The 17,247-nt window shown below is 54.0% G+C and carries 17 protein-coding genes; 10 read left to right on the forward strand and 7 right to left on the reverse strand.

Annotated elements, in window-relative coordinates; translation table 11 throughout:
- Positions 1–89: 89 nt before the first annotated feature.
- On the reverse strand, positions 90–884 hold the full coding sequence (locus I8J30_RS25365; protein ID WP_338044947.1) for an alpha/beta hydrolase: 795 nt from the start codon (positions 882–884) through the stop codon (positions 90–92).
- 197 nt (positions 885–1,081) lie between these two features.
- On the opposite strand from I8J30_RS25365, the gene I8J30_RS25370 reads away from it, so the two are divergent.
- The 4 genes from I8J30_RS25370 to I8J30_RS25385 all read left to right on the forward strand — a co-directional run bounded on the left by I8J30_RS25370 (position 1,082) and on the right by I8J30_RS25385 (position 4,393).
- A complete protein-coding gene (locus tag I8J30_RS25370) occupies positions 1,082–2,470 on the forward strand; it encodes a glycosyl hydrolase (protein WP_210662889.1) in 1,389 nt (462 codons plus the stop codon).
- Between the two features lie 142 nt (positions 2,471–2,612).
- Positions 2,613–2,774 carry a hypothetical protein gene (locus tag I8J30_RS25375; RefSeq protein ID WP_210662891.1) on the forward strand — a complete coding sequence of 54 codons (162 nt, stop codon included), beginning with the start codon at positions 2,613–2,615 and terminating at the stop codon, positions 2,772–2,774.
- 150 nt (positions 2,775–2,924) lie between these two features.
- Positions 2,925–3,374, forward strand: a complete 450-nt coding sequence (locus tag I8J30_RS25380; RefSeq protein ID WP_210662892.1) for a carboxymuconolactone decarboxylase family protein — start codon at positions 2,925–2,927, stop codon at positions 3,372–3,374.
- A gap of 92 nt (positions 3,375–3,466) precedes the next feature.
- Entirely contained in the window at positions 3,467–4,393 is a 927-nt protein-coding gene (locus I8J30_RS25385) for a sigma-70 family RNA polymerase sigma factor (RefSeq protein WP_210662894.1), read from the forward strand.
- Between the two features lie 31 nt (positions 4,394–4,424).
- Here I8J30_RS25385 and I8J30_RS25390 read toward each other — a convergent pair whose 3' ends face one another.
- Positions 4,425–4,874 carry a YdeI/OmpD-associated family protein gene (locus tag I8J30_RS25390; protein ID WP_210662896.1) on the reverse strand — a complete coding sequence of 150 codons (450 nt, stop codon included), beginning with the start codon at positions 4,872–4,874 and terminating at the stop codon, positions 4,425–4,427.
- Positions 4,875–4,899: 25 nt separating this feature from the next.
- A complete protein-coding gene (locus I8J30_RS25395; protein ID WP_210662899.1) occupies positions 4,900–5,532 on the reverse strand; it encodes a hypothetical protein in 633 nt (210 codons plus the stop codon).
- A gap of 112 nt (positions 5,533–5,644) precedes the next feature.
- Here I8J30_RS25395 and I8J30_RS25400 point away from each other — a divergent pair, with 112 nt between their 5' ends.
- Positions 5,645–6,313, forward strand: a complete 669-nt coding sequence (locus I8J30_RS25400; RefSeq protein ID WP_210662901.1) for a phytanoyl-CoA dioxygenase family protein — start codon at positions 5,645–5,647, stop codon at positions 6,311–6,313.
- Positions 6,314–6,322: 9 nt separating this feature from the next.
- On the opposite strand, the gene I8J30_RS25405 is transcribed toward I8J30_RS25400, so the two are convergent.
- Entirely contained in the window at positions 6,323–7,282 is a 960-nt protein-coding gene (locus I8J30_RS25405; RefSeq protein WP_210662902.1) for a D-2-hydroxyacid dehydrogenase, read from the reverse strand.
- A 38-nt stretch (positions 7,283–7,320) separates the two neighbouring features.
- The gene (locus I8J30_RS25410; RefSeq protein ID WP_210662904.1) at positions 7,321–9,081 is read right to left on the reverse strand and encodes an ABC transporter ATP-binding protein; all 1,761 of its coding nucleotides are present in this window, start codon (positions 9,079–9,081) and stop codon (positions 7,321–7,323) included.
- Positions 9,082–9,216: 135 nt separating this feature from the next.
- On the opposite strand from I8J30_RS25410, the gene I8J30_RS25415 reads away from it, so the two are divergent.
- From I8J30_RS25415 to gdhA, 5 genes are all read left to right on the forward strand, one after another.
- The gene (locus tag I8J30_RS25415) at positions 9,217–10,200 is read left to right on the forward strand and encodes a diaminopimelate dehydrogenase (RefSeq protein ID WP_210662906.1); all 984 of its coding nucleotides are present in this window, start codon (positions 9,217–9,219) and stop codon (positions 10,198–10,200) included.
- A 164-nt stretch (positions 10,201–10,364) separates the two neighbouring features.
- Entirely contained in the window at positions 10,365–10,694 is a 330-nt protein-coding gene (locus I8J30_RS25420; RefSeq protein ID WP_210662908.1) for a hypothetical protein, read from the forward strand.
- A gap of 38 nt (positions 10,695–10,732) precedes the next feature.
- Positions 10,733–11,026 carry a transporter gene (locus tag I8J30_RS25425; protein WP_091225192.1) on the forward strand — a complete coding sequence of 98 codons (294 nt, stop codon included), beginning with the start codon at positions 10,733–10,735 and terminating at the stop codon, positions 11,024–11,026.
- 563 nt (positions 11,027–11,589) lie between these two features.
- Positions 11,590–11,796, forward strand: a complete 207-nt coding sequence (locus I8J30_RS25430; protein ID WP_210662910.1) for a hypothetical protein — start codon at positions 11,590–11,592, stop codon at positions 11,794–11,796.
- Positions 11,797–12,104: 308 nt separating this feature from the next.
- Positions 12,105–13,481: an NADP-specific glutamate dehydrogenase gene (gdhA, locus tag I8J30_RS25435; protein ID WP_210662912.1), complete on the forward strand. Its 1,377-nt coding sequence runs from the start codon at positions 12,105–12,107 to the stop codon at positions 13,479–13,481.
- Between the two features lie 76 nt (positions 13,482–13,557).
- Here the strand turns inward: gdhA and I8J30_RS25440 are convergent, their stop codons facing one another.
- Together I8J30_RS25440 and I8J30_RS25445 are read right to left on the reverse strand one after the other, a co-directional pair.
- Positions 13,558–15,381, reverse strand: coding sequence for an ABC transporter ATP-binding protein (locus I8J30_RS25440; RefSeq protein ID WP_210662962.1), 1,824 nt, complete (start codon positions 15,379–15,381; stop codon positions 13,558–13,560).
- 76 nt (positions 15,382–15,457) lie between these two features.
- Positions 15,458–17,194, reverse strand: a complete 1,737-nt coding sequence (locus tag I8J30_RS25445) for an ABC transporter ATP-binding protein (protein WP_210662913.1) — start codon at positions 17,192–17,194, stop codon at positions 15,458–15,460.
- Positions 17,195–17,247 lie beyond the last annotated feature (53 nt).

Raw genomic sequence — 17,247 nt, forward strand, 5'->3', positions numbered from 1 at the left:
ATTGTATCATAATTTTCCAAATAAATACATCCCCTTCTATATAGCAAAAAGAGCAGCGGCGATACCCTCACCCTGCTCTCCTATACGGTTCAATCTCTCGAAGCCTCATACAATTTCTGCGCCAGAAGCCCGGGCTGTGTTCTGAAGTAGGTCATATGGTCGCCGTGCGAGCGAATCAGCCTGAACACGCCAAGCCGGCTCGACATATGCGGATGCCAGCCATAGCCCTCCCCCTGCGGCAGCAAGTTATCTTCCGTCAGATAGAGATAGCTTCGCGGAATGGTCAAACTATAAAACTTCTTTAAATCCAGCTTCTCAAAAGCAGGCTTAGCCGGCTCCGGCTTCGCTTCATTGTACAGCTGCTGCGCAAGCTTGATATCCGCCAAATTCACAAACAGCTCGCGAAAGACCGGGAACGGCAGCACGAGCGAATCATCCTTCGAGGTTTGTCTTAGCTGCTCGAACATTTGCTGCACAGGAAGCGGAAACTGATCCACCACGGATTGCCCGTCGCCCAGCACGAAACCGTCCATGAAGACGAGCCGCTTGATCCGGTCCGGAACGAGCTCCGCGGTCTTCTGCACGACCGATCCGCCGAAGCTGTGTCCGACCAGCACAATGTCGCGCAAGTTATTCGCGATGATGAAATCGGCTACCGCTTTCGTAATCATGGCATGCGTCACATTCTTATTCGGATCGCTGCCATGGCCCGGATATTCAGGGGTATATACGCGATGTCCCATCCTGCGCAGCATGGCCGCGACCCCATTCCAGAAGCCGGCATCCGCCCATGAACCGTGGACGAGGACGAAGGTAAGCGGCTGCTCGCGCTCCTTCGCTCTTTGCTCCATCACATACTGCCAGCCGGGAACCCACTCACTCACGCTATTCCTTATATCGAGATACATGACCTAGTCCTTTCGTACATAGCATTGGTTTATAGCCTAGTCTATGTCCGAAGCGGCCTCAGGGTGCCTGACTCGGCACAGCCTCCATTTGATATGTGTACATTCAACCGGCCGGAAAATTGCTATATAGTGAAAGAACAATAATCAATTCCGACTATTGGAGGAACTAGCCGATGAAAACAAGCAGCTCGATTATCGTTCAGGCCGAAGAGGGCCGTTTCCAAGGCGTTGCGGTTGCACATGTGACACCTGGTTTTAGCGGAGCCGGTTATGTGATTGGCACGGAAAATGAAGGGGATTGGCTCGAGGTTGACGTACAGATTCAGGAGGACGGCTTCTATGAGCTTAGCGTTCGCTATGCGGTACCTGACGGCTATCGGTCCAACGCGCTCCTCGTCGACGGCAATTGCTACGGTTACGTAAGATCACGGCCGACGGACGGTTTTGTAACAGAGCGTCAATGCAGCGTTTATCTAAAGACCGGCACGCATACGCTTGCTTTGCTCAAAGCCTGGGACAGCGGCGTGGAAGTCGACTGCTTCCTGTTATCCGCCGTAGACTCGCCGGAGCTGAGCCGTACGCCGCGCCAACTGATCAATCCGAAGGCAACGGCGGAAACCGTGTCGCTGTGGAACTACTTGAACAGCCAGTTTGGCAAGAGCCTCCTTACGGGTCAGCATACCGCTTCCGGGTTTACACCCGCGAAGGAATTCGCTTATATCGAAAGTCTAACGGGCAAACAACCTGCTATTCGCGGGTTTGACCTGCTCAGCTATACGCACGCTACCGAGACGGCAGATCCAACCCCGCATAAGCTGCTGGAAATCGCAGAGAACAAAGGCTCCATCGAGTCCGCTATCGAGTGGACGACCGTCCACAATGGGATCGTAACCTTGACCTGGCACTGGTTCGCGCCTACAGGCGGTACGGACAAAACGTTCTACACGAAGAACACCGACTTTAATCTTCCGCTCGCGCTGAAGCCTGATTCGAACGAGCATCAGCTGCTGCTGGCCGATATCGATGCCATTGCGGCGCAACTTAAGAAGCTGCAGGATGCGAACGTACCTGTGCTATGGCGGCCTTTGCACGAAGCAGACGGCGCTTGGTTCTGGTGGGGCGCATTCGGCGCTGAACCGTGCAAGCAGCTATGGCGATTGCTGTACGACCGACTGACGAACCTGCACCAGCTTCATAACTTAATCTGGGTCTGGAATTCGCATGTGGAGGAGTGGTATCCGGGCGAAGACGAAACCGATATCGACAGCTGCGACATCTACGCGCCTTCTGCCAATTACGGACCGCTGCGCAAGCCGTTCGAGCAAGTGGATGCGCTTGCCGGAGGCAAGAAGCTCATTGCGCTAGGCGAGAACGGATCCATTCCGGATCCGGATCAGCTCATCGCGAGCCGCACGCCTTGGCTATGGTATATGACATGGGGCGAAGGCTTCGTAGTTAACGGCAAATCAACGTCTGACGAGCAGTTGAAGAAGGTGTATCACCACCCGAGCTGCATTACGCTTGATCGGCTTCCGAACTGGAGACATGTCGGCCAAGCTTAGCTCTCCGATCATCGGGAGTGTTAGAAATGATGCGGATTTTGCAACATTTAGCTCGCTATATGGTTTAAAGCAACCTAAAGTTGCAGATTTTGCAACAAATTCAGGTAAATCGGCATCTACATGACGATAGGAGAAGAGATTGTTGCAGAACAGGCAACATTCTTCGGAAGATCGGCAGATGATTCTTAAAGCAACTTCCTACATGTTGGTGGAATTGCTTAAGCTAATCGATAGTGTCCCCTATATCCTTGCCTGCTGGAGCAGCCTGCCTGAGCTTCGGTTCACGCGGAGATCCATTGGATAGTTATAACTTAATGGTATTACCTGCCATAAAAAGCTCCGAGCGCGCTCGGAGCTTTTTTTTGTAAATCAGTCGACCGCACTGTCACAGAATGATAGCTTGAATTGTCTTACCCGTGTATCTACAAAAATAGAATCCGACGGAGGAATCGATATGCACTTACGAATGAACGCATCCAAAGCCAACCCAGCCGCTTACCAAGCGATGCAAAAACTAGATGGAACGGCAAAAGAGCTGATTGCGGATAATGTGATCTATGAGCTTGTCAAAATCCGGGCTTCCCAAATCAACGGCTGCGCGTTCTGCGTGGATATGCACACAACCGATTTGCGCGCCATGGGCGAAAGCGAGCGCCGGCTGAACCTGATCGTGGTGTGGCGCGAGTCCCCTCAATTCACGGAGAAGGAACGGGCTGCACTCGCGTTGACCGAAGCGGTTACGCTCGTCTCCGAGGGCGGCGTGCCTCAGAGCGTTTACGACGAAGCTCGCAAGCATTTCGATGAAAGCGAGTTTGTTGCTCTGCTCCTCGCCATCAATGCCATTAACGGCTGGAACCGGATCGCGATTGCTACGGGCATGTTCCCTGACTGTTTTGCGAAATAACGGAACGAACTGACAAGCCACCCCGCCCAGGGTGGCTTTCTTTCATGCTCTTATCTTGATAAAATGCATCTAGAATCGGAGGGTGATGCGCCTTGACGTCGATCGATCGCACGTTAGAAGTGGAACAGTTATACCGCGAACACAAGTCGCTGCTTACTTCCATTGCTTATCGATTGCTCGGCTCGATGAGCGAAGCCGAGGATGCCGTCCAAGATGTGTTCGTTACGATAAGCAAGCTGGGCAAGGTCGATATGACGCACCCGAAAGCCTACCTTGTCAAAATGGTCACCAACCGCGCGCTCAATGTGATGAAAGCAGCGCCCCGCAAGCGCGAGAACTACACGGGCCACTGGCTGCCGGAGCCCGTGATCGAGCTTGGCACTGCGGCTCCGGATGCACCGCTGGAGCGCGTCATTCAGCGCGAGCAGCTCGGCTATGCCATGCTTGTGCTCTTGCAGACCTGCACGCCTCAGGAGCGCGCCGTCTTCGTGCTGCGCGAATCGTTCGGTTACGATTACGCCGACATCGCGGCCATGCTGGAGAAGTCCGAAGCTGCCTGCCGCAAGATCTTCAGCCGCGCCTCCGCGAAGATTGGCCACTTGTCGCGCACGGACAATGAAACGGCCATGGACTCGTCCGTGGAACGTTTCGTCCAGTCCTTCACGCAAGCGATTCATACCGGCCGTTTGGAGGGCTTCATTCATCTGCTGACCGAAGATGCGGTCATGATCAGCGACGGCGGCGGTATCGTTCGTGCCGCCATCTATCCAATTCTGGGTCGCGGCCGCATTGCGGCTTTCTTTGCCGGCATAGCAAGCAAGGGCTCTCTGGACGGTCAGCTGTTCCATGTATCGATCAGCGGCCAGCAGGGACTGCTACTGCAGCGCGAAGGTCGGCCTCCACTTGCGCTCGTCTTCGAACCGAATGAGGATTTCAGCGCCATCCGAGCCGTATATATGGTCTCTAACCCCGAGAAGCTTACGCGTATCCGCGATCGAAATGAGCAGAAGAGCTGCTGAGGTCACGCCCCCGGCAGCTCTTCTGCATGTATTATGGAATACGGCTCTCGCTTAACGCCTGCACCGCTTTTTCAATCCGCCGCTGCCTGGTTTCAGCCGTCTTCGCGCCGTCTATTGCAAGCACGATTCGGCGTTTGTTACTGTAAGACAATCCATCGAAGAAGGATCGGGATGCCGGTACTCCGCCTAGTGCGGCAGAGAAATCCTCGGGCACCTCAAGCTCCCGCGGCTCGGTATCCAGCTCAAGCTCGACTTCAATCTCTTCGCCTGCAGCCACTCCTGCGCCTTGGCGATTCTCCGCGCTGAGCGGCAGCATGAAGCGTCCGCCCATTGAAGCAACGGTACTGCGGTAGCTATATGCGCCAATCTTCACCTTAACGGCCGGCTTCTTGCTTGTCCCAAGCGACGCCACAGCTTCGCTCGGCACCTCGAAGCCGGTTGCGGTCTTGCCGCCTAGCTCGACTACAGTTCGAAACCTCATCCCCTTCGCCTCCTCTATGATCTCATCACACCTTGTCCGCCTGCCGCTCCATGCCCGCCAACTGCAGGATCGCGATTGCCGCCTGTTCCCGCCGCTCCGCATCCTCGCTTCGCATCGCGGCTTTCAGAATGGCGAGCGCTTCCTGAACGGTCGCTTCGTCGACCAGCCTTGCTCCGGCCGGCGCTTGGTTGCGCAGCAGCAGCCGATCCAGCTGCTCCTTGCTTACCGGACGCTCGAACATGCCAAGCTTCCCAGCCTGCTCCAGGAAACGAATCAGCTCCGGATGCAGTTCTTCGGTGTTCAAGCTCCGCAGCCAAGTCACGCCTCGCCGATGACCGCTTTGAGCCTCGGCGTTGTCGAAATCATCCAGATAATAATAATCGCCGAGATCCCCCAGATACATGCGCTCTCCATCGCTTACGATGATGTAATCGCCGTCCTGCATGACCTGCGCGAAACGGTAATGGGCCTCTGCTTCGCGTTCCAGCTCCGGCCCATCCAGCCCATAGCCTGCAGCCAGCTTCTGCTCCAGCTCTGTTTTGGTTAACCGACCCATGTCTCCGATGCCTGGTCTACCGCAGCTTATATAATGATTTTCCACATATACAGATAACCCGTTCTTGCCTTCCGACTCCACCTGCATCCGAAATAACTGCATGTCGGTATCGCCCCTTTACACCTTTATCCGGTTGCTTTACCATTCATACTATAACGCCCTTTAGCACGGTTTGCCATTCATTCCGCATCATATCGATTAGGAGGCAATGAGCATGACAGCAGCCATGAAGGAAGAATTCGATCGGCAAGGCTATTTCATTCTGAAGCAGCTCTATTCGCAAGACGAGGTGCAAGCCTTAAAGGCAGAAGCAGCCCGTATTCTAGCCAAACACGATGTCGATCAAAGCGGCGTTTTTCTCGGGTTAGCGGCGGAAAGTGAATTGTTCAAGGAAGCTGCGCGGACACCCGGGCTGACTCGCGCGTTGAAAGCGATCATCGGCGATGCCGTCCTCTTCATGAACGACAAGGTCGTCTTCAAGAATGCGAGCACGGACTTCGGATCACCATGGCACCAAGACTACTCCTACTGGCACGGCAGTCACAAGTTCTCGGTTTGGATTGCGCTGGACGATGCGACGCCGGCCAACGGCTGTCTGAGAGTCCTTCCCGGCTCCCATCGTTCGACGGTCAGCCATGATGGAGAGGCATCGGATAACCATGGCTTCATCCATCGTTTGAACGAAGAACAGATCGATGCTTCGCAGGTTGTCGACTTCGAAGCCTCCAAGGGAGATGCCATCGTCTTCCACGATTTATTGCTGCATGCCTCCTATTCCAACACATCCGGCGCAGATCGCTGGGCACTAATCTCTACCTATAAAGACGGAACCCAGCCCGACCCCGAATATCCGTGGGCTAAGGCCGCCTTTGCGCTGAAGTAACGCCGCACGCTAGTATCTTTTCTTATAATCAACCAAATTGCGCAGATCAGCAGCATGCCCGGACAAATACAGCTCCAAATTCGATAGGAACAGCTTCACGAGCCGCTCCCCGTTGCGAACGGTCAACCCCCCGGCATTATGCGGCGTGAGAATCACGTTCGGCATCGCCCATAGGGGATGATCCGCGGGCAGCGGCTCTTGTTCAAACACATCAAGCCCCGCACCTGCGATCATGCCCTTATTCAGCGCCTCAACGAGATCCTCCGTACGCACTGTCGCGCCGCGCCCCACGTTGATAAAATAAGCCGTACGCTTCATCACGGCGAACCGCTCGGCATGAAACAGATGCTGCGTCTCCCCCGTAAGCGGCAAAATGTTAACGACATAGTCCGCTTCCCGCAGCGCATCATCCAAACGCGACGTCTCATAGACGACATCCGCTTCCGGCATCGGCCCGCCCGATCGGCGCACAGCGATGACGCGCATATCGAACGCGCGAGCGATCCGCGCTACTTCGCGGCCGATTTCGCCCGCGCCGACAATCGCGACGGTGCCTCCGTTCATCTCCGCGAGCGTATCCGGGCTTTCCCACAGGCCTGTCCGCTGATTGCGAACGGCCGCGGCAATCCCGCGCGACAAGCCCAGCATCATGGCAACCGCCGTTTCGGACACCGACCTGGCGTGTACGCCGCTGGCATCCGTCAGCATGATCCCCCGCTCCTCCAGCAGATCGAGCGGCAGGCTGTCGATCCCCGACGACCAGCTCTGCACCCAGCGAAGCTTAGCCCCCTCCTGCAGCGCAATGCTCTTCACTCTCGCATCCCACCCGAGGATAATCTCCGCCTCGCGAAAAGCTTGATCCTCCGTTTCCGGTTTCCGGCCGAAAATAATCGATGCCTCCGGTGCCGCCTGCCGTACCGCCTCTTGCTGCTCCGAAGTAAGCTCTTGTAAACAAAGTATCGTTGTCATATGTAAAACGCCTCCCTATTTGTAGTCCATTTCCTTCGTTAACTGACAAACTCATGAATATGCTGGTTTCTCCAGAAATCCGAGAACCGCCCCTTCGACTGCAGCAGCTCTTTAGGCGAGCCCATCTCCTGTACGCGTCCATTTTCCAGAAAGATGACATAATCCACATCGCGAATCGTCGATAACCGGTGTGCAATGATGATTTTGGTGCTGGCCCCGGCCCACTTCGGCAGATCACTCTGGAACATCGCTTCCGTCTCCACATCGAGTGCAGAGGTTGGCTCGTCCAAAATCGTGACCGACGCCCGGCGAAGCACAGCTCGGGCTATCCCGACGCGCTGTTTCTGCCCATGGGATAGCTTAATGCCCCGCTCCCCTACCCTTGTATCCAGCCCTTCCGGCAGCTCCCGAATAAACGCCGATTGGGACAGCTCAGCGGCCCTAGCGATGTCATCCTCCGTCGCATCCGCGAACCCGATCGCAATATTATCCCGAATCGTGCCGTCAAACAAATACACATCCTGGGTAACGGCGGCCAGCTGCCCCCGCAGCGAGGCGATGGAATAGGACTCCATTGGACGCTCATCCAGTCGAATCGAACCGCTGATAGGCTCGTAGAATCGATAGAGCAATTTAATCAATGTGCTCTTCCCGCTGCCGCTTGGCCCGACCAATGCAACCGATTTGCCTGCGGGAATCTCGAAGCTGACGTTATGAAGGACAGGACGATCCGGCTCATAGGCGAAAGACACGTTATCGAACCGAATGGAGCAAGGCTTGGCCGGCAGTGCTTTTCCTTGATCCTTCGCCTCAGGCTCCATCTCCATAACGGTGAGCAGATTTTCCGCGCCGGCCGACACCCGCTGCAGGGAGCTGATAATAGCCGTTATGCTGACGAAGGGCTCGCTTACCTTATCGAGCAGCGTCAGGAAAGCGATGATCGCACCGGGGCCGATATCCCCGTTCACCATCAGAACAGCGCCGATGGTTATACCCAATAAATAACCGATTTTCTCCGGAATGAGTCGGACAAACTCGCGAACCGCCTCCATTTTCTCGACGGAAATCCAGAGCCGAATGCCCTCCTTGCACACCTTCTCAAACCTCGTAAATACCGACTGCTCCAATTGATTCATTTTCACTTCCCGAATGCCGGAGAGCGTCTCATCCATGTGGAAGAAGACTTCGCCTCCGTTAGCCTGCTGATCTGCAATGAGATCCTTGAATCTCCCTCGCATCACCAGGTTGCTGAGCAGCTGGAAAGGACCCACAAGAATGGCGATGGCGCCGAGCAAAGGATTAACGGTAAACAAATAAATGCCGACAGCGACGAAGGATACGGGCAGCGAGATAAGCCGAAGCATATCGAATACGATAAAATGCTTGAACACTTCCAGCTCATTAAAGAGAATATTCTGCGTGTGGGCGCTGTGCGTGCGCTCGTGATACTTCAGCGATAGATTCGTTAGCTGCCGCAGTATGATCTGCCTCATTCTGAACACAATGTTGGTGTTTACGACTTGGTTGCAAATCCGTGCTCCCAGGGAGAAGAACAAGCCCAGAATGACCATCACCGCTATACCGATGATTAATCGGACAAGCTCGGCACGCGACAGCTCCGCGCCGCCGTCGAAGATCCTTCTGCTCAGCTCGGCGAGCAGGAGCGCGGCTCCCGTGCCGCCAAGCTGCAGCATCAGTACGGCCAGATATAAATATTTGTAGCGCTTACAAAGCTCTAAAAATTGCCGGAATCCCTGTCTGCGAATCAGGCCGGCGACGCTCCTGGTCGATGTGCTCAATCCATACCCTCCGTCTCTTGTTTCACTATTTTTTAAGACTTCCAAAAAGTAATAGTTTACATTCCATGTAATATCTTTATACTTAATAAAGATCATTCATACATGCAGAATAACCCATAATAGGAGGAAATTGAAGTGAATAAAACAATCAAAATCGGCATTGTAGGTTACGGAAACCTCGGCAGAGGCACCCAGAAGGCAATCGCTCAAAATCCCGATATGGAGCTTGTTGCGATTTTCACCCGCAGACAACCTGAGCAAATGACCGGCGGAGAAGGCGTCCGCTTCGAACATATTTCGGCAGCAGAGCAATACAGAGGCATTATCGACGTCATGATTCTCTGCGGCGGTTCGGCTACCGATCTTCCCGAGCAAACGCCTGTTATTGCAAGCATGTTCAACACGGTAGACAGCTTCGATACGCATGCCAAGATTCCGGAATTCTACGAAACCGTCCATGCTGCCGCGCAGCAAGCCGGCACATTGAGCATTATTTCGACAGGCTGGGATCCGGGTCTGTTCTCTCTTAACCGTCTGCTTGCAGAAGCGATTCTGCCGGAAGGAAAAGACTTTACGTTCTGGGGCAAAGGCGTAAGCCAAGGCCACTCCGATGCCATCCGCCGTGTACCGGGCGTTAAAGCCGGCGTTCAATATACGGTGCCGGTGCAAGCAGTAATCGATCAAATCCGCTCAGGCGAAACGCCGGAGCTGGCAACTCGCGACAAGCATCTTCGCGAATGCTACGTCGTTGCCGAAGAAGGCGCGGATAAAGAAGAAATTACACAAACGATCGTGAACATGCCGAACTATTTCTCGGATTACAACACGACGGTAAACTTCATCAGCGAAGAGCAGCTGCACGCTGAGCATCAAGGCATGCCTCACGGCGGATTCGTCATTCGCAGCGGAATTACCGGTGCCGGCACGAAACAAATTATCGAGTTCGGCCTCACGCTCGAGAGCAATCCCGAGTTTACGGCTAGCGTGCTGGTAGCTTGCGCGAGAGCGGGCTACCGTTTAAGCCAAGAGGGCAGCAAAGGCGCGAAGACGATCTTCGACCTTCCAATCGGCTACCTATCCCCTAAATCAGCTGAACAGCTTCGCCGCGAGCTGCTCTAATCGCCGAACACTACTTGAACCTACAAGCTTGCCATGATCCCCATGGCGAGCTTTTTATTTTCCCAACCTGCGCGGCCTCCCTTGAAACCAACTCCCCGTAACGCGAAACTAGGCCCCTGCATAGGATAATCCATGTTCAATGTTCAAAATGGAGGTTATCTATCATGAGCTCGCCCAATCAGTCCGTGCAGCAAGAACTAAAGCCGATCTATCAGTGCGACGCTAAGGTTCATCATACACTGCGGTCTGTCCATGACCATCTTCATCAGCTTTGCGCGAATCACGTCAATCGATTGGTCAAAATCGAAACGATGGACGGCGATGTTTTCGAAGGGCATATCGTCCATTGTGACAAGAGCATTCTCTACATTTGCCTGTCCAATGAAGGCGTCCATCGCGGGTTCTTCCCGGGTCCCGGTGTCCCGCCTCAGACTTATAACAATGTCATTCTGCCGCTGGTTCTGTTTAATCTTCTTGCCATCTCGCTGCTTTAAGCTTGTAGGGGACAGTTACTGACAAAGGAGTGATTCGCATGGCTTTCATGCCACCGGTTGGACCTCAAGGCACGCAGCAGCCCCCTGGCTCGCCGCCGCCGCAAATGGTTCCGCCAAGACCACTTACTTCATCGACGCTTGCGATTGATCCGGGAGCGATCTCCCGCTGCATGTTCCGCATGACCTACATCTGGCCGCGCAGCGGACCCGGCTTCTGGTTTTATCCCGTCTTCCTCGGCCGGACGTCCATCTCCGGATTCCGTTGGAACGGCTTCTTCTGGATGTTCGCCGGCTTCGACCTTGCGCGTATCGATGCGTTTACTTGTGTTTAAATCGTAAGTCCTTATGTCCCTCAGTCATGCCCGTCATGGCTGAGGGACATCTCTTTATATTGAGATCTATTGAAGCACTCCCTGTACTTGGGACATCTAAATGATGGATTTACACACGAGGTTTCTATCCATGTCTCATACAGTTTTGCGCTAACGAATCCTGAGGGTCTTATTCCTGCGAAAATAGCCGTTTATCAAACCTAACAAATCGTAGAAGTCTTATTGTGAGGAAATCGTGCGAGAAAGACCCTTTTGACACCGAATAAGGCCTGAACGATTCGTTAGAATTTCAACCCCCTTCATTTTGATGAAATAAGACCTCTGGGATTCGTTAGCGCTCGTGAACGAGCATCTAACGCTGCGCAACCCAGATGCACACAGCCCTCGAACCGACGACGCGATCCATGCTTCATTGACGATCGCCAGCGGCATTCGGAACGGGATGATGGTATGGACGTGCCGGCAAGCGAGGCTTCCCCCGTTTTTCTCATGGCATGGAATCTGACAAGCTCGCCGCAAATACAATTTCAAGTGGAGATCGCTACACGGGAAAGCAGGGATAGATGATGGGGAGCAAGCAAGAATTTATTGTCGTGGTCGTGCCGATGTCAGAAATCAAGAAGTTTGTCGTGATTGATATTATTGGGGGGACTGTCCTGTATTACTTGATTAAGCTGCCGCTCCATTCCTTCTATGCAGCCATGGTGGGAAGCGCGGTAGGACCGATGCTTATCCGCCGTTCCTTGCGAGGTCCCAAGCTGCGCAAATGAGAGACAACCCGAACTCGTTCCATAACCGCGTGCCAAGCAGAGAAGCGAGCATGATAACTTAGCCCGCAAAATCGTACATAATGCCTGATATGTCAGCCATAATAACATGCTTCTAATAAGATTCATCGTAACTTGCCATGGATTCATGGCAAGTTTTCTCACATTTAGTCGATAAATGTATTTTATTGGTCTGCAAAGATTAATTAATTGGTATTATGAGAATTACACGTTTACAATGTATAAAAATACAAACTTTGCGTAGAAAAATGCAAATCCGACCCATTATCATCTAAGGAGCGTTGGTCAAATTGATAACCGTTATATCTGATCCGCAATTGGCAGCTGCCGAGAAATACGTCCAATCCGTATACGAAACAATCGTTCAACGCAACCACCACGAGCCTGAATTCCACCAAGCCGTGAAGGAAATTCTGGATTCCCTCGTACCGGTTCTTGCTCAGCATCCTGAGTATGAGCAGAACAGTATTTTGGAGCGGATCTCCGAGCCTGAGCGCGTCGTATCCTTCCGCGTGCCATGGGTGGACGACAAGGGAAAAGTGCATGTGAACCGCGGTTTCCGCGTTCAGTTCAACAGCGCACTCGGCCCGTACAAAGGTGGACTGCGATTCCATCCGTCCGTTAATGCAAGCGTCATTAAATTTCTGGGCTTCGAGCAAATCTTCAAGAACAGCTTAACCGGCCAGCCGATCGGCGGCGGCAAAGGCGGATCGGACTTCGATCCGAAAGGCAAATCCGATCTTGAAATTATGCGCTTCACGCAAAGCTTCATGACAGAGCTCTACAAATACATCGGACCTGAGGTCGATGTTCCTGCAGGCGATATCGGTGTGGGAGCCCGGGAAATCGGCTACATGTTCGGACAATACAAGCGTATTCGCGGAGGGAATGAAGCCGGCGTTCTGACGGGCAAAGGCATTGTTTACGGCGGAAGCTTGGCGCGTAAGGAAGCAACCGGCTACGGCTGCGTTTATTTCGTGAACGAGATGCTTGCAAGCAAAAACCTGAGCTTCCAAGGCAGCACGGTTGTCGTATCCGGTTCGGGTAACGTCTCCATCTATGCGATCGAGAAGGCCCAACAGCTCGGCGCGAAAGTGGTTGCGTGCAGCGATTCCAACGGATATATTTACGATTCTGAAGGCATCAACCTGGATACCGTTAAGCAATTAAAAGAATTGGATCGCAAACGCATCAGCGAATATGTGAAAATCCATCCGCATGCTGCCTACACACCGGGCTGCGACGGTATTTGGTCCATTCCATGCGATATCGCGCTGCCATGCGCAACACAGAATGAGATCGATGCAGCGTCCGCGAAGCTGTTAGTAGATGGCGGCGTGAAGGCTATTGGCGAAGGGGCTAATATGCCGTCAACGTTGGAGGCTATTGATGTGTTCCTGAGCAACGACGTTCTGTTTGGGCCGGCTAAGGCTGCGAATGCGGGCGGAGTTGCCGTATCCGCACTCGAAATGGCGCAAAACAGCATGCGACTGTCGTGGACCTTCGAAGAAGTAGACGCCAAACTACATGACATTATGAAAAATATCTATGCCAACAGCATCAAAGCAGCTGCCGATTACGGGCATGCCGGCAACCTGGTCTATGGTGCGAATATCGCCGGATTTGTTAAAGTAGCCGACTCCATGATCGCTCAAGGCGTCGTTTAAATAACAGGAAAAACCCACTGTACCAGGTTAATGATGATTAACTTGGTACAGTGGGTTTTCTGTTTCCATACATGCGTTATCCTTCGCCCAGCACGGCCCCGAATTGGTTCTTAAACATATGGGCATACACGCCCTGCTTCTCGAGCAGCTCTTCATGGGAACCCTTCTCCATGATCGCCCCGCGGTCGATGACCATGATGGTGTCGGCGTCACGAATCGTGTTGAGCCGGTGCGCGATCAAGAAGCTCGTGCGGCCATGCAGAACGCCACGCAGCGCATCTTGAATATGCAGCTCCGTCCGGGTGTCGATGCTGCTCGTCGCCTCGTCCAGAATAAGAATCGGCGGATCCGCGAGAATGACCCTTGCGATGGCAAGCAGCTGGCGCTGACCTTGGCTGAGGTTGCCGCCGTTCTCGGCAAGCACCGTATCGTACCGCTGCGGAAGCCTGCGGATGAACGAAGCGGCATTGGCCAGCGCTGCCGCCCGTTCCATCTCCTCGTCCGTTGCGCTCGGTTTGCCGTACTTAATATTTTCGCGGATCGTACCGGAGAAGAGATACGTGTCTTGCAGCACGATGCCGAATGCCTGCCGAAGACTATCCTTCGTGTAATCGCGGATGTCGCGTCCATCGATTCGAATGGAACCGCCTGTCACATCGTAGAAGCGATTCAGCAGATTCACGATGGTTGTTTTGCCTGCGCCGGTTGGACCGATCAGCGCCGTGCTTGTGCCTTCGGCAGAATCGAAGCTGATGCCCTTCAGAATCGGCACATCGGCGCGGTAACCGAAGGATACATTGTCGAAGACTACATGACCGCGGGGATTGACGAACTTCTTTGCTCCCGGACGATCGGCCGGCTCCTCTTCTTCATCGAGCACCTCGAATACCCGCTCCGCCCCCGCTACACCGGACTGCAGCACGTTGAACAGATTCGCAAGCTCGATCAGCGGCCGTACAAACTGACGCGAATAGCTGAGGAAGCTGGCGATTACGCCGACCGTAATATGTCCGTTAACCGCCAGAACGCCGCCGACGATGGCTACAACCGCGAAGCCGACGTTGTTGATCACGTTCATAATCGGCATGAGGAACCCCGAGCGAATCTGCGCCTTAATGCCGATCTCGCGCAGCTCTTCATTGACGACCTCGAAGTCATCGATGACCTTGTCTTCGCGGTTAAAAGCTTTCACGATCTGAATCCCCGAGATCGTCTCTTCAATATGGCCGTTCAGCTTGCCGAGCTTGTTCTGCTGCTGCTTAAACAACGGCCCGGTTGCGCGGGCAATCGTCCGCGTCAGCAGGAAAACGGCCGGCACGGTGATCAAGCTCGCCAGCGTCAGCACGGGGCTCAGCACCAGCATCATAACGAGCGCGCCCGTGATCGCGACCGATCCCGTCATGACCTGGATGGCCGACTGCGCAATGGTATTGCTCACATTGTCGATATCATTGGACATCCGGCTCATCAGTTCCCCATGCGTCCGCGTATCGAAGAAGCGAATCGGCAGCTTGTGCAGCTTGGCGAACAGCCCAGTGCGCATCCGCCCGACGATACGCTGGGATACGCCCGCCATCAGCCACCCTTGCAGGAAGGTCAAGCCTCCATCTGCGATGTAGGAAGAGACCAGCGCAATGAGCGCGATCTGAAGCAGTCCGAAGTCGACCGGGCTGCCGTCGTTCTCTGCGGACATCGCATCGATGGCCACGCCGATGAGGTACGGGCCGGAAAGCGTAATAAGAGCATCGATCAGTACGATGACGAAGATAATCGCAAGAAGCTTTCTTTCCTTTCCGAAATACGACCACAGCCGCCCCAAAGTCGCCTTCAAATTCTTCGGCTTCACAACCGGTCCGCGGCCCATGAAACCGCCTCGGCCCGGGACATTCACGGCAGGCATCGGCGGCGGCGAGCCCTGCGCCTGCGCTTGCGCTTGCCCCTGCGCCGGAGGACTCCCCTCGGGCCGATTATTCCGTTCAGACATTGGCACGCGCCTCCTTGCCGGTCTGCGACCGATAAATTTCCTGATAAGCCGCGCAAGTCAGCATCAGCTCTCCGTGTCGGCCCGAACCTACGATCTCCCCATTATCGAGCACGATAATGCGGTCCGCATCCATAACAGAGGACATCCGCTGCGCGATTAGAATGCAGGTCAAGCCCTGCGCGTATTCCCGAAGCGCTTCCTTGATGCGCGACTCCGTCGATGTATCCACGGCGCTTGTGCAATCGTCCAGAATGAGGATGGAAGGTTGGCGAATGAGCGCCCTAGCAATGGAAACCCGCTGCTTCTGACCGCCTGAGAGATTAACCCCTCCCTGCCCGAGCAGCGTATCGTAGCCTTCGGGACAATCCATGATGAAGTCATGTGCCTGCGCCATCCGTGCCGCCAGCTCAACCTCTTCATGCGTGGCGTCTTCTTTGCCCCACAGCAGGTTCTCCCGAATGGAACCGGTAAACAGCACCGCTTTCTGCGGTACGATGGCTATTTTCTCCCGAAGCGATTTCAGCTCGATGTTTCGCACATCCTGCCCGTCCACTTTCACCGTGCCCGAGGTTGCATCGTAGAATCGGGGAATGAGGTTCACGAGCGTGCTTTTGCCCGAGCCCGTTGAACCGATAACGCCAATCGTCTCGCCCGGTCGGCAGTCCAGCGTAATATTGCGAAGCACGGTCTCCGACCTGGCATACGAGAAGGATACCTCTTTGAACGAAATGCTGCCGGATTGCCCGGACGCCTGCTGCAGCTGTCCCTCGTCTCGCACCGTCATGGAATCCTTCTCCGCAAACACCTCGCCGATCCGCTCCGCCGACGCCTTCGCTCTTACGAACATCGTGAATACGCTCGAAATCATCAGCAGCGAGAACAAAATTTGCGTCATATAGTTAATAAATGCAATAATATGGCCAACCTGCATATGGCCTCCGTCCACCCGAACGCCGCCGATCCAAATCACCGCGGCAATCCCTAGATTCACGGTCAGCATAATGCCGGGACTGAAGATCGACATTAAGCGCATCGCGCGAGTCGACGCTTCCTGATAGGTGTCGTTCACCATGCCGAACTTGTCCGTCTCGTAATCGACCCGGTTAAAAGCTTTCACGACGCGCACCCCGGATAAATATTCGCGCGACACCCCATTAACGCGATCGAGCGCACGCTGGACACCTGCGAACAAAGGAAAACCAATGCGCATATTGAACACAATGAGCAGCGCAACCATTGGAATGACAACAGCCAATACAAGCGAAAGAGGCGGATTCAAGCGAATCGCCATAATGAGACTACCGATACATATCAGCGGAGCTTTGACGAAGATTCGCATGAGTCCGTTCGTAAAGTTCTGAATTTGGGTCACATCGTTCGTCAGCCTGGTAACCAGAGAAGCGCGATCGAATTTGTCGATGCTGTCAAACGATAACGACTGAATCCGGCGAAACAGGTCGGACCGCAGACGCGTCCCGAAATTCAGGGAGACATGGCTGGAGATAATGTTGCGCATCGTCGCCCCTGCCGCACCAATAGCCGTGATGAGCAGCATGTAGCCGCCGAAACGGAAGACATAATCAAGATCCCGGTTCGCAACACCGACGTCAATAATACGCGACATGAGCGTGGGCTGCATGAGATCACATAACGCTTCAAGCATTAAGAACAGAATCGCTGCGGCAAACGGTTTTCCGAATTGGCGAAAATATGGCTTTAGAAAGCTCAACGTTCAGGACTCCCTTACAGTTTGTCTTCCTTATATTGTAACGACTATTAACC

Source organism: Paenibacillus lignilyticus (assembly GCF_017942085.1).
Taxonomy (GTDB): Bacteria; Bacillota; Bacilli; order Paenibacillales; family Paenibacillaceae; genus Paenibacillus_Z; species Paenibacillus_Z lignilyticus.